This is a genomic window from Sphingobacterium sp. UME9 (assembly GCF_014170215.1).
In the GTDB taxonomy this organism is placed as follows: Bacteria; Bacteroidota; Bacteroidia; order Sphingobacteriales; family Sphingobacteriaceae; genus Sphingobacterium; species Sphingobacterium paramultivorum.
In genome coordinates, this window is sequence record NZ_LZZP01000003.1 from 781,605 (window position 1) to 802,163 (window position 20,559).

The 20,559-nt window shown below is 38.0% G+C and carries 20 protein-coding genes; 8 read left to right on the forward strand and 12 right to left on the reverse strand.

Annotated features, from left to right (window positions below):
* Window positions 1–38: 38 nt before the first annotated feature.
* From A9970_RS04745 to A9970_RS04755, 3 genes are all read right to left on the reverse strand, one after another.
* Window positions 39–1,229 (reverse strand): hypothetical protein, encoded by a 1,191-nt coding sequence (locus A9970_RS04745; protein WP_182981500.1) that lies wholly within the window; start codon window positions 1,227–1,229, stop codon window positions 39–41.
* A gap of 94 nt (window positions 1,230–1,323) precedes the next feature.
* Window positions 1,324–2,505 (reverse strand): glycosyltransferase, encoded by a 1,182-nt coding sequence (locus tag A9970_RS04750; RefSeq protein ID WP_182981501.1) that lies wholly within the window; start codon window positions 2,503–2,505, stop codon window positions 1,324–1,326.
* A gap of 298 nt (window positions 2,506–2,803) precedes the next feature.
* Window positions 2,804–3,280, reverse strand: a complete 477-nt coding sequence (locus A9970_RS04755) for a hypothetical protein (protein WP_182981502.1) — start codon at window positions 3,278–3,280, stop codon at window positions 2,804–2,806.
* Window positions 3,281–3,509: 229 nt separating this feature from the next.
* On the opposite strand from A9970_RS04755, the gene xth reads away from it, so the two are divergent.
* Entirely contained in the window at window positions 3,510–4,295 is a 786-nt protein-coding gene (xth, locus tag A9970_RS04760) for an exodeoxyribonuclease III (protein ID WP_182981503.1), read from the forward strand.
* Entirely contained in the window at window positions 4,288–4,755 is a 468-nt protein-coding gene (locus A9970_RS04765) for an NUDIX domain-containing protein (protein WP_182981504.1), read from the forward strand. The genes xth and A9970_RS04765 overlap by 8 nt, the downstream gene beginning before the upstream one ends.
* Window positions 4,756–4,789: 34 nt before the next feature.
* Here the strand turns inward: A9970_RS04765 and A9970_RS04770 are convergent, their stop codons facing one another.
* Window positions 4,790–5,200, reverse strand: a complete 411-nt coding sequence (locus A9970_RS04770) for a DUF6157 family protein (protein ID WP_182981505.1) — start codon at window positions 5,198–5,200, stop codon at window positions 4,790–4,792.
* 124 nt (window positions 5,201–5,324) lie between these two features.
* On the reverse strand, window positions 5,325–5,795 hold the full coding sequence (locus tag A9970_RS04775; protein ID WP_075992526.1) for a hypothetical protein: 471 nt from the start codon (window positions 5,793–5,795) through the stop codon (window positions 5,325–5,327).
* A gap of 621 nt (window positions 5,796–6,416) precedes the next feature.
* Between A9970_RS04775 and A9970_RS04780 the strand changes: the two genes are divergently transcribed.
* The gene (locus A9970_RS04780) at window positions 6,417–8,591 is read left to right on the forward strand and encodes an ATP-binding protein (protein WP_182981506.1); all 2,175 of its coding nucleotides are present in this window, start codon (window positions 6,417–6,419) and stop codon (window positions 8,589–8,591) included.
* 16 nt (window positions 8,592–8,607) lie between these two features.
* Here the strand turns inward: A9970_RS04780 and dapB are convergent, their stop codons facing one another.
* Window positions 8,608–9,411 carry a 4-hydroxy-tetrahydrodipicolinate reductase gene (gene dapB / locus A9970_RS04785; protein WP_182981507.1) on the reverse strand — a complete coding sequence of 268 codons (804 nt, stop codon included), beginning with the start codon at window positions 9,409–9,411 and terminating at the stop codon, window positions 8,608–8,610.
* A 151-nt stretch (window positions 9,412–9,562) separates the two neighbouring features.
* On the opposite strand from dapB, the gene A9970_RS04790 reads away from it, so the two are divergent.
* A complete protein-coding gene (locus A9970_RS04790) occupies window positions 9,563–10,648 on the forward strand; it encodes a hypothetical protein (protein ID WP_182981508.1) in 1,086 nt (361 codons plus the stop codon).
* A 529-nt stretch (window positions 10,649–11,177) separates the two neighbouring features.
* Here the strand turns inward: A9970_RS04790 and A9970_RS04795 are convergent.
* Both A9970_RS04795 and A9970_RS04800 read right to left on the reverse strand, forming a co-directional pair.
* Complete coding sequence (locus A9970_RS04795; RefSeq protein ID WP_075992529.1) at window positions 11,178–11,414, reverse strand: hypothetical protein; 237 nt, start codon at window positions 11,412–11,414, stop codon at window positions 11,178–11,180.
* Between the two features lie 206 nt (window positions 11,415–11,620).
* On the reverse strand, window positions 11,621–12,340 hold the full coding sequence (locus tag A9970_RS04800) for a DUF3575 domain-containing protein (protein ID WP_182981509.1): 720 nt from the start codon (window positions 12,338–12,340) through the stop codon (window positions 11,621–11,623).
* Between the two features lie 204 nt (window positions 12,341–12,544).
* Between A9970_RS04800 and A9970_RS04805 the strand changes: the two genes are divergently transcribed.
* Complete coding sequence (locus tag A9970_RS04805; protein WP_159726826.1) at window positions 12,545–12,952, forward strand: putative quinol monooxygenase; 408 nt, start codon at window positions 12,545–12,547, stop codon at window positions 12,950–12,952.
* 108 nt (window positions 12,953–13,060) lie between these two features.
* Here the strand turns inward: A9970_RS04805 and A9970_RS04810 are convergent, their stop codons facing one another.
* On the reverse strand, window positions 13,061–14,581 hold the full coding sequence (locus A9970_RS04810) for a glycoside hydrolase (RefSeq protein ID WP_182981510.1): 1,521 nt from the start codon (window positions 14,579–14,581) through the stop codon (window positions 13,061–13,063).
* 493 nt (window positions 14,582–15,074) lie between these two features.
* Entirely contained in the window at window positions 15,075–16,427 is a 1,353-nt protein-coding gene (locus A9970_RS04815; protein WP_182981511.1) for a DUF3472 domain-containing protein, read from the reverse strand.
* A 235-nt stretch (window positions 16,428–16,662) separates the two neighbouring features.
* On the opposite strand from A9970_RS04815, the gene A9970_RS04820 reads away from it, so the two are divergent.
* Entirely contained in the window at window positions 16,663–16,851 is a 189-nt protein-coding gene (locus A9970_RS04820; RefSeq protein ID WP_182981512.1) for a hypothetical protein, read from the forward strand.
* Between the two features lie 107 nt (window positions 16,852–16,958).
* Window positions 16,959–17,687, forward strand: a complete 729-nt coding sequence (locus tag A9970_RS04825) for a CPBP family intramembrane glutamic endopeptidase (protein ID WP_200845524.1) — start codon at window positions 16,959–16,961, stop codon at window positions 17,685–17,687.
* A gap of 121 nt (window positions 17,688–17,808) precedes the next feature.
* Here A9970_RS04825 and A9970_RS04830 read toward each other — a convergent pair whose 3' ends face one another.
* Both A9970_RS04830 and A9970_RS04835 read right to left on the reverse strand, forming a co-directional pair.
* The gene (locus A9970_RS04830; protein WP_182981513.1) at window positions 17,809–18,225 is read right to left on the reverse strand and encodes a DUF4440 domain-containing protein; all 417 of its coding nucleotides are present in this window, start codon (window positions 18,223–18,225) and stop codon (window positions 17,809–17,811) included.
* Between the two features lie 76 nt (window positions 18,226–18,301).
* Complete coding sequence (locus A9970_RS04835) at window positions 18,302–18,874, reverse strand: Crp/Fnr family transcriptional regulator (protein WP_182981514.1); 573 nt, start codon at window positions 18,872–18,874, stop codon at window positions 18,302–18,304.
* A 275-nt stretch (window positions 18,875–19,149) separates the two neighbouring features.
* Between A9970_RS04835 and A9970_RS04840 the strand changes: the two genes are divergently transcribed.
* Window positions 19,150–20,262, forward strand: a complete 1,113-nt coding sequence (locus A9970_RS04840) for a response regulator transcription factor (RefSeq protein ID WP_182981515.1) — start codon at window positions 19,150–19,152, stop codon at window positions 20,260–20,262.
* Window positions 20,263–20,559: the final 297 nt, after the last annotated feature.

Below are 20,559 nucleotides of genomic sequence, written 5' to 3' on the forward strand. Positions count from 1 at the left end.
ATCAAAAAAGATTATTATGGGCGCAATGGAAATTTACACTATGATTGTCTCTTAAAGATTTTTATTTCAGAAAATCGACCTTGTTTTAGATCCCAGGTATATTCGAAGGCAATGGAATAGCCTACAGATCTAATTTTCCACACCTGGTCTTTTTCATGGCCAACTATATAGTGCAAGAACCCTGACATTGCATTTTTTCCAATTTCTTCAATATCTTGATTAAAGGGGATAATGCTATTTGAAAATGAAAATAGCTGCTGTGCAGTTTCATCGGGTTGCAGCATATTGTTTTTTAAAGTTTGTGTCAGTTGTATATTTTCATCGGAAGATAAATGTAATTCCTGCCAGTTCGCATCCAAATCGTTTCCTTTTTCTATATCCTTGAGTATTTCATTTTGAACTTTTATAAAACGGGGCTGATTTTTTAGGTAAAACGCCGATAATCGCTTATCAATAGTATCTTGCCAGTCTTGAGGACTGACTTGCTGTATACCTGTTGATGAATAGCTATTCCAGCGTATTTCATCCATTTCTTGGTAGAGTTTCTCTAATTCATTGGCTGTCTTCTGAATTACGAACGGGAACTGAAGTCGTAAATATTCCGCTTTATTGGGCAGCGTATATTCCGAATTATGAATAACCATAGTTTGTAGATCCAGGTTAAACCTAAGCATATAAAGCCTATTTACTAACCAAATTTGCCAAATATCCTCTTTTAATTGTTTAGCGAATACTTGATTTCCAAAGGTATAAGCTATTGTAGCTTCGTTTGTTCCTGTATTCGATTGCTGATAAATCACAGGTTGAATAATTCCACTGATAAGTCGGCCTATTTCAAGAGGTCGATAACACTGTAGCAGGGTTACTGTCGTGAATTGTGGAGTTTCCAACATTTTCGATAGTTCCGCAGGAGGCTCGCTATCAAAAATAAATGTATTAAGTACTGATGGTGGAGCCTGTATTTTTTTTAAATATTTTTTGCGCAATCGTGTTAAGTCAGCATGCTCTTTATGAGCATACGCAACGATTGGGTTAAATAGTGCATTTTGTTGTTCTTTCGTTAAGGTTGAATCCGTTATTTTGCTTCCTATTTCAGTAATAAATTTCAAAAATTCTTTTTGCGTCCTTTCCTTTTGATCCCGCAGTTCGCGATCGAAAATCTGGCCCGTACAAGTGAGCGCCATCAATAATAAAAGAACTGTTGACAGCGCTATTTTCGAATATATCATGTGATGATGGATTTTATCTTAATGTTAGCGTACAAAGATCGTCTTTTTACTTAACATGCATATCATATAAAATGTTTATGCTTTTTCTATCATTTTACGCTTCCCTCTTTAGATCCATTGCAATATATTGTTCATAATCAATTAAAGATCTTACTGGAGTTGCTAGCCCTTGTAGAAGCTCCAGATACATTTTTGCCACATTTCCCCAAACTGTTTGTTCACCATAACTACGCGCTTTGAAACGATGCCAGGCTAGTAATCGATGTGATTGGTACAGCATTTTAATATTATCACGCATTGCGGCGATATCGTTGAATGGACTTAGGATACCACGTTCGTCTTTCAATAAATCTTTTGCATGCCAATATGGTGTCGAAATAACAGCTGCACCTGCACCGACAGCAAAAGATAAGGTCCCACTGCTGATTTGCTGTTCGTGTGGATAAGGAGACAGATAAATATCACAGGCTGTTAAATACTCCTTAAGCTCCTCATCCGTTAAGAATTTATCGATAAAAACAACCTTGTCCTGTAAACCAAGCTGATCGACTAAATTTTGGAGTTCAAAACGGTAAGATTCCCCTTCATGGGCCAGAACATTCGGATGTGTTTTTCCGATGATCAGGTATTTAAACCCAGGGAGCTCAACTTCCGACAAGGATTGAATGGCATATTCCAGTCCTTTACTTCTTCCGATGAGACCAAAAGTCATCATTACAAAATTGTGTTGAAGGTTTAATCTGTATTTGGCGAGTCCCTGATTGTAATCAAATTGTGGTACGCCATGTGGTATCACTTTTATCTTATCTGTATGCGTAGAATCGAATTGCTCCTCCAATAATTCGATGCCTTTGGGTGACAAACTAACAACTGCCTGAGATTTCTTCAACAACAGCTCGGTGATTTCCTTCTGCTGCAATGATGGGGTTTGAAGAATGGTATGGAACACGGTTAGCAGGGGTATCTTTAGATTGTTGGCAATTTGTGTTATGAAAATGCCATCGGCTCCTCCAAATATTCCAAATTCATGCTGAATAATGCAATAATCATATTCTTCATTAATAATACGGGTTGCCTGATGATAACTATCTAGTCGATCCCTGTATATGACAAATCGTATCGATTGGTCGAAATCTTCCGAACCGAGTTTAGATACAGCGACGATATCGATTTGAACATTCGGATCGAGCTCCATTCCCTGTTTGAGATCTTTGGTAAATGTTGCTAACCCACATTCTTGTGGAGGACAAGTACTAATGATTGCTATTTTTTTCATATGACTTAATCCTCCTTTACAGCATTTTGTACGTCTTCAATTGGAAGATCTAGAATCGCCATTAACAATAAATAATAGCCCTTCTCTAGACCCATTTTTTTCGCTTTTTTATCGATATTTTCCATATTCAGTACTTTGTTTGAGTTTAAATTCTTTTGCTATAGTTGGATCAAAAGTTATACCCAAAGGACGTTGAAAAGCTTTAACCGTAGTTTTTGAAAGGAAATAACGTAGCTTAAGTGAGATAGTCCCGAAAAAAACAGGGCGATTACGTATTTATAGCGCTAAAGAACCTGATTTATTTTTCGACCTTCTCTTTTTTGCTTCGAGGGACAGGTGGTTTTACGCCAACTGCAGTGGTGGAACTTTTACTTTGAACATCTTTTACCTTAAGAGACTTACTTTCGCTATCGTTGTGGTCTGTATCCGTTTGTTTGGCAACTGGCTTTTTTGTTGTATCAGCATTTCTATTTGCTGTACTTTTGGCGGGTACTGTGATTTTTTCTGCAGTATCATTTAGCGTAGGATCAACGGCCGGCTGATCAAGATCTTTCTTGGAGGAAGCCTTAGTCTTACTATCGGTCTTTTTAAGTTCTCGATGGTTTAATTTCTTAATTTTCTTCTTTTTGATACCCTTGCTTAATAATTTAGCTGCTTTTTCTATGCGAGAGTTGAGTTTTTTGTCACTTAAATAATCTTTTAGGTACGGTAGTGAATCTTTTAGGTTAATGACAATGTCATTTCGAAAGACTTTTTTAGAGGATGTTTTTGCCATGATCTAATGCTTTATATATATGGTTACATAAATATAATATTAATTTAATGTTATTTAACCTATTTGTGAATGATTTTAACGTGAATAGCGCCATTGGCCTGCAGACAGGTGGAATAAAGCCCCCCCTGCAGACTGGACTTGTTAAATTATGCTATTAAATTTTTCTGAGCAGTTCTCAAACAATTGAAAAGCTTCTTTGGTTGTCTATTTTAGTTAGAAGGACAATTTCATGAAAATAGCCACCTATAATATTAATGGCATCAACGCACGTCTTCCCGTGTTGTTACGTTGGTTAGCAGAAGAATCGCCTGATGTCGTATGTCTGCAGGAGTTGAAATCTCCGCAAGAACGTTTTCCATTGCAAGAAATTAATGACATCGGATATCATGCGGTTTGGCACGGTCAGAAAAGTTGGAACGGAGTTGCGGTACTTTCCAAATATGAGATCGAAGAAGTAGCTAGAGCTCTTCCAGGCGATCCCGAAGATGTACAAAGCCGTTATTTGGAGGTTATGATCCAGCAAGTCGTGATTTGCTGTCTTTATCTGCCCAATGGCAATCCATTTCCGGGGCCCAAATTTGACTATAAGTTGAAGTGGATCGAGCGCTTAGCAAAGCGGGCCAAAATGCTGCTTAGTATGGATGTTCTAGCGATACTCATTGGGGATTTTAACATTATTCCAACAGAAATGGATGCGTATAAACCTGAAAAATATGTCAACGATGCATTGTTTAGAAAGGAGGTGAAGGAGGTTTTCAGTCAACTTCTTGAAGAGGGCTGGCAGGATTCTATTCGTCAGCTTTTTCCAGATCAGCAGGTTTATACGTTCTGGGATTACTTTCGCCAGGCTTACAGTCGAAATGCTGGTTTACGTATAGACCATATCCTATTGAGCCCTTCAATTCAGGATCGTTTAATTGAAGGTGGAATTGATCGCGATGTGCGCGGATGGGAGAAGAGTAGCGATCATGCGCCTACATGGATTCGATTACGAAATATCAGCACGAATGGCTAAGAAGATAAATATCAGTGCGGGATTGTTATTGTATAAATTTCAGGCGTTAGAAATTTATTTTTTCTTAGTACATCCTGGAGGACCCTATTTTACTAAAAAAGATGAAGGCTCGTGGACAATCCCTAAAGGGAAAATCGATTTGAACGAAGATGAACTTGATGCGGCCAAAAGAGAGTTTATTGAAGAGACAGGCTATCTTCCCCGTGGAAATTTTATTGCGCTAAATGCTATTCAACAAAAAGGAGGCAAAATAGTTAAGTGCTGGGCAATTGAAGGAGATATAGATCCTGCTAGACTTGTAAGCAATACCTTTGAAATGGAATGGCCGCCGAAATCAGGGAAAATGCAAACTTATCCTGAAATAGATCGTGGCGATTGGTTTACATTTACGGAAGCCAGGAAGAAAATAAACGAACAACAGATTTCTTTTCTGGAGCAAGTTATTGCTCATGAGAAATGATCGCTTATTTCAATACAAGTTTATTCTGCAAACGCTATCTAGCAGATTTCATTGCTTTAACTTTTATTGTGTTATCATCTGCTACAAATTTCTGATAAATAGCTGTTTCCATTCCGCATAACGCGACCTTGCCTTCACTATTACTATGAATCCCATACCCATATGTCTTTGTAAGAGGGGAGGCGCGCAGGCATGCTTGTCCTCTAGAGAAAAAAACTGTTCTTGCTTCGGGATATTCGTCTGGCGTTAGGTCCCTTCTTTCCGCATAGACTTGGAAAATAATATCGTCGGATGTATACTGATAAGGTGCTGCGGCGATTAACTCATATTGTCTTTCAGCTACGGTTTTATGGCGTTTTGATGGTGGAATAGTACCCTTAACTACTTTGGTATCTGTCGCAGCTTCAATTAAAGTATTGAAGTAATTTGTCGAATGGGTTTTCATAATTTTTATTTTTCTTTAATCAAAAGGCATGTAATGATAGAAACAAAAATAATAGAATATCTTGCGATCTGATAGTGGATCGCAAGATATCTTATGAATTACTGATTATTGTTGCTGTTCTATATTACAGTGCTGCTTTTATAGCGGCTAGGCAATCGGACTGATATTTCATGATATTATCTTTATCCGAAGCGGAGATTTTTCCTTCAACAAGATTTTTTTCAATCTCATTTTTTATATCCAATATCGATTTTTCTTTGTCCAATGCTTTTTCTGCAGATTCTGCATTGATGCGGTCTACCCAGGTTTTGCCTAGCTTTGTATAAAGCTCTTTAGCTTTATCATTGGAGAGGACTGGGGCAGTCACTGAAGCAATTGCTGCATTGGCCGCGGCTTTATCTGAATAAACGACTGCTTCCGCATCTTTTGTTGCAGCATCTTCTGAGGTTTTCATGGCCTCTTCATTAGCGTCAGCTGCTTTTTCCTCCGCATTTTCCATGTGCTCGGTTGCTTTTTCTTGTGGTGTTTGATTGTTACATGAAACTAGAATTGCTGCAGTCGCTAATGAAGCGAGTAATGTTTTGTTTGAAATCATAATATTATTTATTTAGTGACAATGTTTAAATGACAAGATTTACTGATGAATAGTTTTACTATCCAAAGACTACCATCCCATCTTTGCGTAAATATTACGGAAAATGTGGTTTATACTTGTTTTGCTATAAATAGTTCATTATGAGATTTGTGGCGTTTTGGTTGGGGACTTCTCAATCTATTAGCCAATAATATAAAACCGTATAAAAATTTCGCTGATAGCTTATATTCTTTCGAATTCTTTATATGACGTTATTTATACTTTAATTGAGTAATATCCAAGATAATCCAAACAAAGTGGTCAAAAGTATTGTTGATTAAATACAGACTGCTTGTCCGGTCATGAAGAAAGTTTTAAAGCTAGGCACCTTTCCAACCTAGCTTTTTTATTTTTCACCGAAATAACCAATTAATAAGCCTCAATGCCAGCCATTCAGATTATTCAGATTCTGAATAATTATTGGACAATCGTTTGATCCGCTTTTCGTAGTTATTTTTTTCTATATTAGCCTTAGATATGACATGTTTGAAGAGGGGTGCTAGATTTTATTATGCGTGGCAAATTATCTCTTTTGAGAATTTCCTATTATTAGTAAATTAAATGATTAAAAACTAGCAAAATATGCGTCAACTGGAGTGCCACGAAGAAGAAATCCAACTATGCGGTAAGATCCAATATTTCGGTTTCCTTTGTATTTTTGATGAGAGTGGGTGTATTGCCGCAAGTGAAAACCTGTCTGCAGTACTCAATATTCCTATAAACGGAATCTTAGGGAGATCGATCGAGCAGCTACTGCCTTTGATATCGTCCGAACCGGAGTTGAATCTCAAAGAAATTGAAAGACAGATCACAGGGGAGATATTTACACGTTTTGTAGAACGTATCCGTATCAAAAATGTAGATTATTATCTAAGCATTTACCGGTATGATGAGAAAACATATCTTGAAGTCGAGATCTGTAGTGAGAATCAATTAAAAGCGACCCGTTTATTCTATTATGCGAAATACCTTGAAGAGCGTCATGGTAATGCTTGGCAATCATTGACTGTACTGATCCGCCAGATTATTGGTTTTGATCGTGTCATGGTATACCGTTTCGAAGAGGACAATAGCGGACAGGTAATTGCAGAGTCCATTGCAGACGGGATGACCTCATTGATGGGGTACCGTTATCCGGAATTTGATATTCCGGCACAAGCACGCGCGCTATATGTGAAATTCCCTGCGCGCCATGTAGCAGATATTGAGGCACCGACTATTGCTATACAGGGCCTGGAGGCTCGAGAGGTTGATTTGACACGCTGTAGCCTCAGAGCATTGTCTCCCGTACATTTACAATATCTTAAGAATGCGGGTGCACGTGCCAGTGCCAGTTTTTCTATCGTTATCGAGGGAAGACTCTGGGGACTTGTGGCCTGCCAGAATAGTCTACCTTTGAATGTAGACCTTGGCCAACGCCACTTATGCGCGTTCTTAACCCAGTATGCCATAAATTATTACCTTTCAGAATATCAAAAAGAAAATCTTGTCGCACAGACTATTATGGGCGTTATGGAGCGTGACCTGAAGTCTGAGTTATTGGTAAACAGCGATATTGGAATTGTGCTTGAACGCTTTGCACCACAAATCTTGGAAATAGTAGGGGCAGATGGATTGATGATCAAACATGACCGTGGTTTCAAATCTTGGGGTGAGGTACCGACAGAATCAGAGCAACGGCAGATTGATCTTTATATAGAAAAACAGGGCGAGAATGACTTATTTTTTACATCAAATTTTGTTTATGATGGTGCTGACTTAGAACAATCGCTCATATTTCCCGGTATTTTACGTATAAATATCCTTCCCAGTAATAAATGGCACATCTATTTGTTCCGTAAAGAGCATGTATACGAAGATGTATGGGCCGGAAAACCCGAAAAAATATATCATTATGATCCCGAAAGGGAAATAGAGTTTCCGTCACCTAGGACATCTTTTGAAGCTTGGCGTGAAACGATGAAAGGCAAGTCCATCAAATGGAAAAATGCCGAGCTTTCTTTTATTGAAAAAGTTGCACAAATAACCCAACAAGCTATTGCGCAACGGGGCGGGGAGATTGCTCAGCTCAATAAGGAGCTCGTAAGATCGAACAATGCCTTAGATACATTTGGCTATACATTGACTCACGATCTTAAAAACCCTCTTTCTTCGATAAAGCTTGCTGCACAGATGATGTTGATGAAAGATGATCTTCCTAAGGATATACTACGCAAAATGGCACTAAATATTATGGATGCTACCGTGCTGATCACTGAGATGATGGATAAGGTGTATCAACTCACACAGTCTAATTATGTAGCCTTCAAAACGGAACTGATCGACCCACGGAACAAAATTCTTAATATTCTCGAAAGTTGTAAGCAACAGTTTGACAGTACAAGTTTGGAATTTGTCTTAGGGGAGACCTGGCCCATTCTTGGGGAAAGAACACTGTTATATCAGCTGTTTTTAAATCTGATCGGCAACGCTGTAAAATATAGCAGTAAAAAAGATCAGCCAAGGGTGGAAGTTTATAGTGAAAAACACGGCCATTCAGTTTACTACTATATCAAGGACAATGGTATTGGCATAGATATTCAGGACGACAGTAATATATTTGATATCTTTAAACGTCTGCCGAATTCGCAGGGCTTTGAAGGATCGGGGATTGGTCTTTCCATTGTCAAACGTATAGCGGATCGTCTTGATGCGAAAGTTACTGTAGAAAGCGAGCTCAGCGTGGGTACAACATTCTGTGTTAAATTTAGAGGTTGATAGATAATGATGTAATTTACAAATCCATTATGGTATCCAAACCACGTTTTAATCCTTTAAAGGTACCCATTTTGGCAAGGGCAATCTTAATTCCATTCAGATAGGGTGCTACACCAGTTCCAGCTTCATGTTTGATGATTAATTTTTCATCTTCCATACCAAAGATTGTTTCGACACCTAGTACATAACCCGGCAGTCTTATTGCATGCACCTGAATACCATTGATATCACCACCACGAGTCTCTTTGTTGCCAATGGTATCTTTTATGGGAACTTCAACCTTCGGCGTTTTAATTTTGGAAAGACTATAGGCTAATTCTGCGACTGTGCCGCTTGGTGAGTCTACCTTTCTTTGGGATGCATAATCTATAATTTCAAATTGATCGATATATTGAGCAGCAGTCTCCGCAAATTTTTTCAGTAAAACAGCGGTAATCGAAAAATTACCGGCAGCTAGAACGGATACCGCGCTTTCTTTCGCATGTTCTTCAATTTCTTCATAATCCTGACTTGAGAGCCCTGAAGTCCCAATAAGGACATGCCTACCTTTATCTATCGCATTCAGGATGTTCTTCTTGGCAATAAGTGGAGTGGTAAAGTCAATTAAAATATCAAAATCAATATCCCCCATTGCATTTTCTATTGTATCAAATAGGGGAACCGGAGACGTTTTTATCTTTAGAATCTCAGCGAGATTTTCTCCTGCATAAGAGCGTGAAAGTCCGCCAACCAATTTATAGTTTGTATCGTCGATTATATTTTTACTCAATTCTTTACCGACCCAGCCTGTTGCTCCCGCAATAAACACCTTTTTCATCATTGTTTTTTTAACTATTAATAACTATAAATAAGCTGTTTTTGTTTCAATAATCACCTAAATGAGGTAATACTTACTTTTAATTTACACAAACAAGAAAGATCTTTAATTTGTTGTATTAGTAAAGTGTGTTCAATTTTTTAACTATTTGTCCATGATTATGACCGAAAAACAACTTCTACAAATGCTTATCCGAGTTCAGGATGAGTTATGCATTACCATTTCCATCAATACCCATCGCACACATCCTGATAACCTAAGCGACCGAATAAAGATCAAAAATTTTATCGGAGAAGCGATTGATAGACTAACGGATAAATATGATAAGAGGGTCGTTGCTGGTCTCATCAAACAATTGGAACAGATAGCGCATGAACTTGATATTAATTATAATCTTGAAAGTCTGCATATCTTCGTTTCAGATACAATAGCAGAAGTTTTCAAGTCATCATGGGAGACAAACCAAGAAGGTGTCCATATTAGCAATACATTTGCTGTACGCCCTTTGGTTAAGGAGATTGGCCGCCAAACCAGTTATCTTGTGATGTTGCTCTCGCAAAGCGGTGTTCATCTTTTTCGTGCCTTGAATGGGCGCATTGTTGAGGATATCAGTAGTGAAGAGTTTCCTATTGCCGAAAATCAATTTTACAATACATTTCCCGATAAAAGTAGCGATGCCAAACATCTTGATGACCTCTTAAGGGAATATCTTAATCGGGTGGACAAAGCTCTCCTGCGCTATATTGGGGACACAAAGAGCGTAACACTCGTGTTTTGCACGGAGGATAATTATAGTAAGCTCTTACAGGTTGCGGATAGACCTTCTATCTATTATGGATATTTACCAATAGATTACAATAACATTGAAACACATCAGTTGGAGAGCCGTGCCTGGAATTTTATGAAACAGGAGTTGGTACGAAAAAATGAAGACTACTTTAAAGAGCTGGAAGCAGCTGTGGGCAATGGTTTAGTGATCACTGATCTGCAAGAAATTTATCGTGCATGTCAAGACGGCCGTGGGGATATCCTAGTCGTTCAAGAGAGCTTCCATCAAGCCGTAAAGATTCTTTCAGATCAGGATATAGCGATCGTAGACAACCCTATCGGATTAGACACGATCGACGATATTAGCAGTCTATTGGCCCTATTGATCGACGAAAGGGGAGGGCAAACCGTATATGTTCCCCAGATACCGAATGAGGAATTGCAACCTATTGCCCTTAAGATTAGGTACTAGCCGCGGTTAATTGCACAATGGTAATTAAGATGTCTATTATTCATTGCGAGGTTAATTGTTTCGTGCAAATGTAGATTTATTATAGAAAAAACGAACGACTTCGCTCGTTAATTTTCATCGTACTGAATTGCTATTTCGACGAAAAATGAGACAAGACAATCATTTCGGCTCGGAGGCTATTAAACTAGTATTTATATTTGAGGAGTAAATCAGCAATGAAACTTACAATAAATGGCAGCAGCGACGATCGGATGAGTCGCTCAAAGAGCATGTGAAGCTTGAATAATTTTTATGGAAAATGAATTTTAAATGCATCGTTTAGATGAGTGTTCCAATAGTGCATGCTTTATCCCGAAAAAAAATACACCTATTTTATAAAGTAATCGATCAATTTGATTATGCAAAAGCCTCTCGATTTACCAAAAATCAGAGGCTTTGTTTTTAGCCTCAGGTCAAACGTAATCTTGAATAACAAGGCCAATTCTGTGGAACAGGCCTTGTTATTTATATTGTTCAATCTAAGTGAGTTTTAATCATTTCCATGATCTTCTGTCGCAAATGAAAATTTAACTGATTTTTGCGGATAAGCCTCCATACTCTTACGGCTTGTATTTTTGATAATGGTTTTGATACTAACGCGATCGCCCAATTTATAGTAAGTTTCTACGGTCTGATAATCCAGTAGGTAGGGACCACAAAAGTAGTTCCCATTATCATCTTTTTCGATGATTCCCTGATAAAGCCCTGTTCTTGTCTCTTTTGGCATGTTAATTTAATTTGAAGAACAAAGGTAGCAAGAGTATTTGGAGAAATGATATTAAAGATGAAATTAGGGACATTTTATTAAAATCTGGAAAGACGGCTCCCTTAGGCCGCTCTATATATAGTATATGTTTTCGTTCCATAGGGCGCGAATGTAAAAGGGGAAGCGCTTATTGGAATGGATGACATGAAGAGGGTAGGATTTTGTAATTAAAACCGGTAACCTATGGATAATGCGGTGCGGATACCGGCAAAGGGTCCGCTAGTGCTTAGTGTTACACCATCAGCATTTACTTCTTTTTTGATCTTCATGAGATTACTGTCAAATTCATCCAGTTGTCTCTTTACTTCGCGTTGCTCGCCCGCATTTAATGGGGTTTTCCCTTCGAACTTTCCATTGTTGAAGCCATAACTGGGACCGACAATGCGCCAATCTAAATAGATATTTTGTCCAAGCCTCCATTGATTACCGACAGCCACACCAGCGGTAAAAGCATTTAAGCCACCCGATATAGGTACTTCTTTGTGATAATTTGACTCATCGACGGTAATCTTTGTGTGTACACTATAATTGGCGTATTTGACAAATGGTGCGATATAGAATCCCTTTAACACTTCTTTATTATTGATGTAGAAACGTACTTCTGGGGTGATGGAAAAAGCCCCTAATTTAGCTTCACCCAAAATATTATTATCATCGTCAAAAGAAGATTCCCATAGGGATTTAAAGGGTAAGTTGGCATTTGGACGATAACTGATCGTTCCATTGATCGATAGATGCTCATTGAGCGATCTTTCATACTCCAGTGCAATATTCCCAACAGATAGAGGCCAAAGATTTAATTTGATAAGATTTGATTTTTCTTGTGCTTTTAATCCAGAGATAGTACATATCCCAAGTGTAAGCACCGCAAGGTAGTGCAATTTCATCGTAGTTTTTCCAAAATTCAGGTAGCAAAGATATTGGAATATATGATTTCAGAGAAATCTAAGACATCGATATTTTGACCTAAATCCGTAAAACTGGTAGATATTTCTGTAATATATATTGGTGTTATCATCTAGTATAACGAAATTTGTGAAGGGCTTTGATTGCAAAAAATGATCAGGGCCAAAACTTTTAAACTTAATCACATGAAATCATTATTGTCTTTACCCTTAACGCTAATCATACTTTTCTTATGCGGGGATATTGTTCGTGGACAAGATAAGGAGTCTATGGTACGTATTTCTGAAATTGAGGTTTATGTTGAACACCTCGAAGAATACAAGACCATTTTAAAAGAAGAGGCTGCTGCATCTATGGCGCTCGAAGAAGGTGTTGTTGCGATCTTTCCAATGTTCAAAAAAGATAATCCGACACAGATACGTATCTTGGAAATCTATCGGGACAAGCAAGCCTACCTTGCCCATTTGAAAACAGCACACTTTTTAAAATATAAGTCAACTACACTCCATATGGTGAAATTATTGAAGCTCATTGATATGGACGTATTAGATCCAGAAACTGCAAAACTTATGTTTACAAAAATGAAAGAATAGGTGCGGTGCTGAGAAGGAATTTGACGATCAGTAACATGTAGGATTTAAAGCATATCGGATTTTAAATTATATGCTGAGGGAGCGTACTCCCTCAGTATAATTAACAAATTAAAGTTTGTTGCCTTCTAAAGTACTTATACTTTTAGCAGGTATTGTTAAAGAATAGACGCCTGAGCTATTCGGATTTACAGCGCCGACGTTACCCCAATGCCCCGAACTGCTTGCGGTGGTTTGGTAATTGTTCAATGCGCCGCTTGCAAAACCTGTAAGGTTGATATCCAATGGAACAGCCGCAGTACCCGTGTTAGTGACAACTAAAACAAACTTACCTGTTTGTGGCTCTTTGTAAGCCGAAATCAATAACCCATTTCCATTTTGAACCGCTACATTGATTCGCATATAACCTGCTTTGATAAATCTGGAATAATGTCCCATCACATCATACGTTTTTGGAAATTCCAAGGAACCATCACTCTTTGTACAAATAAGCGCCTCATTATTTTGAAATGCTAGCATACCTAGCCAAAACACATACGCATTGGCGTTACAATCCGCAAGAAGCTTGTGCATATTAACCGCTAGTTTTAGGCCACCTTCAATGCCATTGTCATAATTGCCGCCATCATCGGAAGCTTCTGTTACCCACATCGGTTTACCTCCAATACTAAAATTCCACATGGAAGGACTCTGGTTAAATCCACGTTGACCAGTGATGATGCCGCTTATCTCTACGTAGCCATGCCCGGCGAGGATGTCGACTTTGCTTCTGTCCATGCCTGAAAGGAAATTATCGGCTGTTCCCCAGGCCGCATTCTCAGAAGATATGATCTTGGTGGATTGAAGGCCCGCACTGTTTAATTCGGGACGGAGGTTGTTGGTAATAAACTGTCCCAGATGTGAAGAGTCCCAATAAGAAGCATCCCAGTCAGAAAAGACATTTTCAGGCTCATTTGACGGAGAAATAGCATTGATTGTAATTCCCTCGTTCTGAAACGATTTTACAAATCCAGTCAGATAGCGAGCAAAAGCTGTTGAAGAAGTATTAAAATTAAGTCCATTAAACCATTTCGCGGAAATACTACTCGTATTGGTCTTCATGTATAATGGCGGAGTCCAAGTACTTGCCATAACGAAGGGAACTTCATAGCGTTCTTTCGCTTTCTTGATGATCCAGACCTGCCCAAGCTGTTCTTTTTCGTCTGCTGTCAAATTCTGATAAGTCGTACTATTGGGATCCACGTCAATCGAAACTCCTGCCGGTTTAATGGTAACGACCTTGGTCTGTTGGTTAAAAGGGTAGGTATGAAGTACCTTACCACGCAGGATATTCAGTTTCAACCCACTGCCTCCCCATAAATAATCCAGGATACTATCTCTTTTTGCGGATTCAAAGAATGGAACAATCCGACCTCCGAATGCACCAAATCCATCAATCTTTTGATAGGTTTGATCCCAATTCAATGTTGCAATTGTAGCTCCTGCTTGCGCGGATACTGCAGCTTTTTTGTTAAGTTGTGCCTCCGGACTCTCTAGAGTCAATGAATTTTTTTGGCAACTAAAAATAGAAAATGTGGAAACTACGGCCAAAACAGTATAAAGTCTGTTCCAGCGACTGGTTAATTTTAACATAACTTAGTTTTTAAGATTTGTGAATGAATCAATAATTTAATTGTGCTTGGTTTTCCAAGCGGTTCTCATCGTCGTTGTTTTGTTTGCCTCCTTTCTTTAGTTAAAAAAATAAACATTCACCGATTTCCACATTGGTTAGTTTCCGAAAATTAATAATATTTTGGGAGAATTTATTATTACTCCTATTATTTTAATTTTATTTTTTATTGAATTAAAGATAAATACATATTTTTTTAATGATAACTTAATTCTATTCCTTCTTTTCTGCCGAAGATGAAGATTAAGCTTGTCATTGATTATGCATTAAAAACTGAAATCCATCGTCTTTGCTATAAGTCAGATGCTCAGCTATTTATAATAAAGTGTTATTGAAAGGTACGAATTGTTACTGTAAATATGACAAGGTTGAGTTTAAAAGGGACGACACTTCTTCATGAAGTATTGTCCCTTTTAATGGATGTAAATTAAGAATAATTTGCTGTAAATATGCTTGTTAAGGTAGAGTTGTTAAATTTATTGAAGGTGCTGTGCCAGAACCCGGTTGTGTGAACTTCGTTCCTGGATTTACGACGGTATTGAAAAAACCGCCATTTTTCAGGAAGAAGCTATTTCCGGTTGTTCCGCCAATAGCGTCTATACGTTGGTTGTTTGAATAGGTCGCATCAACTGTAAAGGTACTTTCCACGACTTTCAGCCAAGTTCCAGTAGCTGTATGAACCCATTGATTACTATATTCTGCAGAACGGCCAAGGAAGCCGTTGTCGGCATTGAAATTTTCGAGGAAGCTATGAAAGCCCGTTAAATAGGTGTTTGTTTTGGGACGTTTCCAGCTTGCAATGAGTATCCAATTATTGGTCGAAGGATCATTAAACCATGCCGTAAAATCAGTACTTCCATTGTTATCAGGTTCTCCCTTCAATAAAAATTTATAGGTAGTGGCGGCAGTCCAATTATACTTGAGGTAGCTTTGTCCACCAGAACCTTCGCCACCAAACTCACCTGTTGTCGTATTTGTCCCTTTTCTATTTAATGTGATGCGATCCTCTGCTGGTATTTGGGACGGGTTATCGGTGCTATATGGACTCCAAACAGAAAATAGTATTCTGCGCTCTGTCGCTGAATTGACCTGCATACCGAAATATCCTTGGCCGAACCCGTTTGCCATAAAGTAAGAACCTATCTTATCTTCTCCGGCAGGCACTTTCACCTCGCTATAATAATAGGATACTTGCTGATTTGTTGGAATGGTATAACTCAAATGGCAGGATGGGCCCCGTCGCGACCAATAGTAAGTATTATCAACATTATTGTCACTATAAATTACAGTGCCATTTGTTGCCGAACTGTCTAAAATCAAGTGTGATACATCTGCAAAATAACCGCCTGACTTGGTCACACCTTGAAGATCCATTTTTATATATCCCGCCGTATTTAGCGAATAGGTACCGACCGTGTAATCCTGTAATGTTCCACCCTTAAGTTTGATTTGTTTGCTTACACCGTTGATTGTTAACTTCACCGTACTACTATCGCCTGAAGGTAACACTTTAGCTCTTATTTTAACACGTAAAGCGCCCGCTTGGGGGACCTTAGCATAGGTACTGATCACGCTATTGGCATTGGTCCAGTTTGCCAATCCATTGCTATTGATGACTTCTACTGCACCGGAAGGTGCCGAAGTAACAAAAGCATTGCCACCTAAGGGAACTTCGTATCCACTTAGACCAGGGGATGCGGCCCGTAGCGATAATTTCTCTTCTAAATTTGTTTGTACCTCGCTTTTTTGGCAAGAAAGAAAGCTTGCCAATACTGTACAGAGCAGTAGCGTAATTTTAGGATATCTCATAATTTAAATTTAATTGTTCACCCTAATTTTATAAATACAATTAAATTAAACGAAAACTATGCAATGCAATCGTTTGTGTGAATTGCTTTTGTAACAAAAGGGATACTTTAAGTAATAGTCATTATCCATTTAATGAACTGTCGTTAGGTAAACATTGCAATGCGCAATAGTTTAAATCGTCCCCAATGGTTGGTTTCAAAGAAATGGGCTGAGGCCAATTATAAAAATTAAGCCAATGTCCGAAAATAATTTTGCTGAACTTTATAAAACTTGGTCTACGGATCAGTTGTTGTCTGTGGTAGACAATCCCGATCACTATGAGCCTTCTGTGCTTGAAGCTGCCGAGATTGAATTAAAAAGTCGACCTTTGACCACCGAGGGGTTGACAGCAGCAAGATATGTGCTTAAGCAATTTTACTTATGAATGCAAACCTGCTTTCGTCGTTTTTTTGTAAGTTCGCGACTTCAAATTTGTGGACGTTATTAAACAATGAACAGTTGCTGTAGGGACAATAGACTAATAAATAGTGTATGAATATTATTGAAAGCATAAAAAAGACGAATTGGTTGCGTATCGCATTATTTTACGGGTTGCTGATATTGGGAACTTTTGCCATACGAAAGCTTCCTAATATTTTCCAGATGGCTATGAAAGATGTTTTTAGTTTTCCATTGCCTTGGAATATGAATCACGGATTTATTATTCTGATTATCTCGGCATTTTTTTATGCTTTGTCAAAAGTCGTTTCCACCGTTACACTTTTTGGTCCTAATAAAATAAAGTCACTTTTGTTTCCATTCCTTTTATTTGCAGGATATGGTATTTATGGATTCAAAAATAATTACGGTGTCGATGAGCACGTGTGGGCATTGTTGTTCTGCCTGTTTACATTGCTCTATGATATCATGGAGGAATTTACTTGGCGGGGCTATTTGAATGATAGTCTAGGAGAAATAAAATGGCCCATTAAAAGTGTGATTACGGGAATATTTTGGGCGATTTGGCATCTTTTAATTTTTGATAATTTTAGCCAATTTGGTGGCTTTGCCGGATTTGTGCTTTTGTGTATTGTCTTTTCGTTTGTATTGACTTTCTCCACCATAAGAACCAATTCAATTATAGCTCCAGCTACTTTACACGCACTTTTGGGGAAGACAAATTTAGTCACCCTGTTATTATTTATACTGTTTATTATTTTATTACTCTTTTGGAATAAGAAATTCAAGGGATCAACCAGCGATGCCGAACTCAAATCGTAGGAAATCGCTGGTGGACCATTGCTGCACATAGCCGATCAATTTTGAGTATCTGACCATAAGGAGCAGAGGGCACAAACTATAGCGATCTATAAATAAACTGCTGCTTCCTAGGTCATTTAGACTATTCGGACAGTGTATCGGCATGTCGATGCATAAGCTTCCAGCTACCTTGCTCTTTTCTGAAGATTTCGGTGATTCTGAGATTGAAAATCACCACGGTATCTTGCCCTTTTATGTTGACAGACGAACGTTGTATACCCGTCCAATAGGCTAGCGTATCACTTGCATCTTGATGTATCACTTCAAATTTGTTTTGTGCACCCGGAAGGAAATTGGAAGCTCCTTTTTGGTTAAAATCATTGACCTGTAATACCCCAGAAATATATATTCCATTGGGCGGAAAAATTGTTGCAGGCTCATTTGAGACAGAAATATCTTTTAGGGAATCAAAATGACCCTCCACAAAATCTGTTGAGGCTTTTAAACGGATAGTCATAAATTTTTCGAAATCCAAGAGTGCATTATTAGCTGTTTTCATATCTTTTATCTTTGTTTAATTGATACAAAGTTCCCAAAATGAAATTATTCTAACCTGTGACTATCGTCACATAATATCAAGAGTTTAGCCTTCTCCTACGAATTCTGCTTAAGGTTTCTCTAGCTACTCCCAAAAAGGAAGCCAATTGAGAAAGTGGCACACGTTGTAGGATTTCAGGATATTTGCGTTCTAGATAAGACAGGCGTTCAGCAGCCGAATAGAGTTTAAATAGATTGGCAAACTCTTCCTGGCGTGAAGCAAACTGCCTGATACAATGCCGTCCCAACCGCTCTATTTCTATAGCCTGTGCAGCAAGTTCAAATAGTGTCGACTTATCAAAAATAATGGTCCTTAAGTCCTCACAGGCTACGATGTTAAATTCGGATTTTTGCCCACTGCCAAAACTTTGAATATTGGTAGCGATATCGTTTTCAAAGAAAAATCCTGTGTTTTTGACAGTTCCATCAATAACATAATAACTTCTACAATAGCCTTTGTCGATAAAAAAGAGCGAATTGCAAACTTTACCCTGTTCCAGCAGTAAATCATTTTTTTTGAAGTTACGCAATGTCAATGCTGGTTGCAGCAAGTGCCAGCTATCCGTCGAAAAGTCAACCAGTGCGTGAATGTAATTGCGAAGATTGTCCATGGTCAAAATTAAAAAAAAAATTGAGTGCGCCTAAAGCCTATTTTTCTACTGTCGAAATTTTGGGAACTATTTTTTGAAGAGTTGTAATTATTTATTTAATGGCTAAGGTTTTCTTAGCGAGCTGTTTGTAGCGCTTCGGCTACAGGTTTTTTGAATATCGATTTTAACTTATTGTTTAACTTTTTTTTGAACTACATTTATGATACCTATTCCGTCGAAACCTACACCTTAGTGTATCTTCTTCGCTGGATATCGATGTTATTAACGTAAAGAATATGCTTTTATCTGTAGTTGCTGTTTTGGTATTTTTATTGAATGTTACGCTTGTTTTCCTCAGTATTCGACGAGAAAATACATTATTTCAGAGACACCTTATGATTATTCTCTCATTGGGTTTGTTTCAGATTCTGTTCGGATTTTTATGCAACCACTTGTTTCCTGAGTGGCTATATCTTTTGCTGATCTTTCCTAATGGATTATTGTATGGACCCGCATTGGCACTATTAGTTCATGATCTCATTGCCGGATCTACGGTATTTGGTTTGTGGAAGCATATGTTCCCTTTTTTTGGAGCCATGCTGATCTTTGTATTGCTATGCAGCAATTTTACCCTTCGATACAAGTATAACCTCGACTATTCCATCTTTCTTAATTTTTTATCTTACATCCATCTACTAGGGTACATGGTTTGGTTGTGGTTTGAAATGCGGAAAAACGATTTTCTAAAATTTAACCTTAAAAGAATAATCTTTTTTGCTAGTATAATTGTTTTTGTTTTTTTGTCCTCTTTTTTGATCTTTAGAATGGCCTATTTTGATGTTAATTTTAATATTCATCGGGGATTCAGTATAGGCTTATATGTGATCTTCCTGTCGGCAATCCAGTTTGTTGTGCCTCCAGATGCAAAGTTAATACAAACAGAAGCCTTTAATGCAAGTAAAATTTCTGTAATTCCACAACAGATACTCGAGCTCGATATAGTGCGGCAGTTGGAAAAACAGAAAGGCAAACTTTCTCTTCCTCCAATGAGTGCAGAAAAACAGCTAGAATATAGAAAAGCCATTGACTATTTTATACAAACCTTAGCATATTTGGATAGCGATCTCAATAAGGAAAGCTTCTGCCAGCAAGTGGGTATTCCTGTACATCAGGTAGGGGCTTTTCTCAAAGATGAGTATGATAAAGGGCTGAATGGATTTATCAATCAATTGCGACTAAGCTATGCAGCCAAACAGCTGCGCTCACATGAGCTCGTCTACACCATCAGCGATCTGGCTTTTGTTTGTGGTTTTAATTCTAGGGCTTCTTTTTATCGCAATTTCCAAACTGAATTTGGTTGTTCCCCCCATCAATATCGCTTAGGTTGTCTTTCAATGGTATGTGGATAAATTTGAATTGTCTCAATTTATGGGGGCAATTTTATTTTTTCACAAAAGAAATGTTTTCTTTTTATCGTAAAAACAGTTGTCCCGCCTTAAGGGACATTAGGCTTATTTTCTTTTGTAAGAAGCTTGTTATTAATTGTTTACGGTTTATTCCTTTTTGTGTTATCGCTGAACGATAAATTTATCCGCGATGATATGTCCTTTGTTTGAGACATGCTATTCCGATCGATTGATAATCTTTGTCAATAAGTTTTTATGTCTTTGACAATGAATCTATTCGTATCTGAATGGATGTAAGGT

Coding starts and splice junctions, on each gene's coding strand:
- A9970_RS04770 (WP_182981505.1), bottom strand. CDS start 5,200: ATGAAAACCCATTCGACAAATTACTTCAATACTTTAATTGAAGCTGCG.
- A9970_RS04765 (WP_182981504.1), top strand. CDS start 4,288: ATGGCTAAGAAGATAAATATCAGTGCGGGATTGTTATTGTATAAATTT.
- A9970_RS04745 (WP_182981500.1), bottom strand. CDS start 1,229: ATGATATATTCGAAAATAGCGCTGTCAACAGTTCTTTTATTATTGATG.
- A9970_RS04825 (WP_200845524.1), top strand. CDS start 16,959: ATGAATATTATTGAAAGCATAAAAAAGACGAATTGGTTGCGTATCGCA.
- A9970_RS04815 (WP_182981511.1), bottom strand. CDS start 16,427: ATGAGATATCCTAAAATTACGCTACTGCTCTGTACAGTATTGGCAAGC.
- A9970_RS04755 (WP_182981502.1), bottom strand. CDS start 3,280: ATGGCAAAAACATCCTCTAAAAAAGTCTTTCGAAATGACATTGTCATT.
- A9970_RS04810 (WP_182981510.1), bottom strand. CDS start 14,581: ATGTTAAAATTAACCAGTCGCTGGAACAGACTTTATACTGTTTTGGCC.
- dapB (WP_182981507.1), bottom strand. CDS start 9,411: ATGATGAAAAAGGTGTTTATTGCGGGAGCAACAGGCTGGGTCGGTAAA.
- A9970_RS04840 (WP_182981515.1), top strand. CDS start 19,150: ATGCTTTTATCTGTAGTTGCTGTTTTGGTATTTTTATTGAATGTTACG.
- xth (WP_182981503.1), top strand. CDS start 3,510: ATGAAAATAGCCACCTATAATATTAATGGCATCAACGCACGTCTTCCC.
- A9970_RS04795 (WP_075992529.1), bottom strand. CDS start 11,414: ATGCCAAAAGAGACAAGAACAGGGCTTTATCAGGGAATCATCGAAAAA.
- A9970_RS04805 (WP_159726826.1), top strand. CDS start 12,545: ATGAAATCATTATTGTCTTTACCCTTAACGCTAATCATACTTTTCTTA.
- A9970_RS04780 (WP_182981506.1), top strand. CDS start 6,417: ATGCGTCAACTGGAGTGCCACGAAGAAGAAATCCAACTATGCGGTAAG.
- A9970_RS04775 (WP_075992526.1), bottom strand. CDS start 5,795: ATGATTTCAAACAAAACATTACTCGCTTCATTAGCGACTGCAGCAATT.
- A9970_RS04820 (WP_182981512.1), top strand. CDS start 16,663: ATGTCCGAAAATAATTTTGCTGAACTTTATAAAACTTGGTCTACGGAT.
- A9970_RS04830 (WP_182981513.1), bottom strand. CDS start 18,225: ATGAAAACAGCTAATAATGCACTCTTGGATTTCGAAAAATTTATGACT.
- A9970_RS04750 (WP_182981501.1), bottom strand. CDS start 2,505: ATGAAAAAAATAGCAATCATTAGTACTTGTCCTCCACAAGAATGTGGG.
- A9970_RS04800 (WP_182981509.1), bottom strand. CDS start 12,340: ATGAAATTGCACTACCTTGCGGTGCTTACACTTGGGATATGTACTATC.
- A9970_RS04835 (WP_182981514.1), bottom strand. CDS start 18,874: ATGGACAATCTTCGCAATTACATTCACGCACTGGTTGACTTTTCGACG.
- A9970_RS04790 (WP_182981508.1), top strand. CDS start 9,563: ATGATTATGACCGAAAAACAACTTCTACAAATGCTTATCCGAGTTCAG.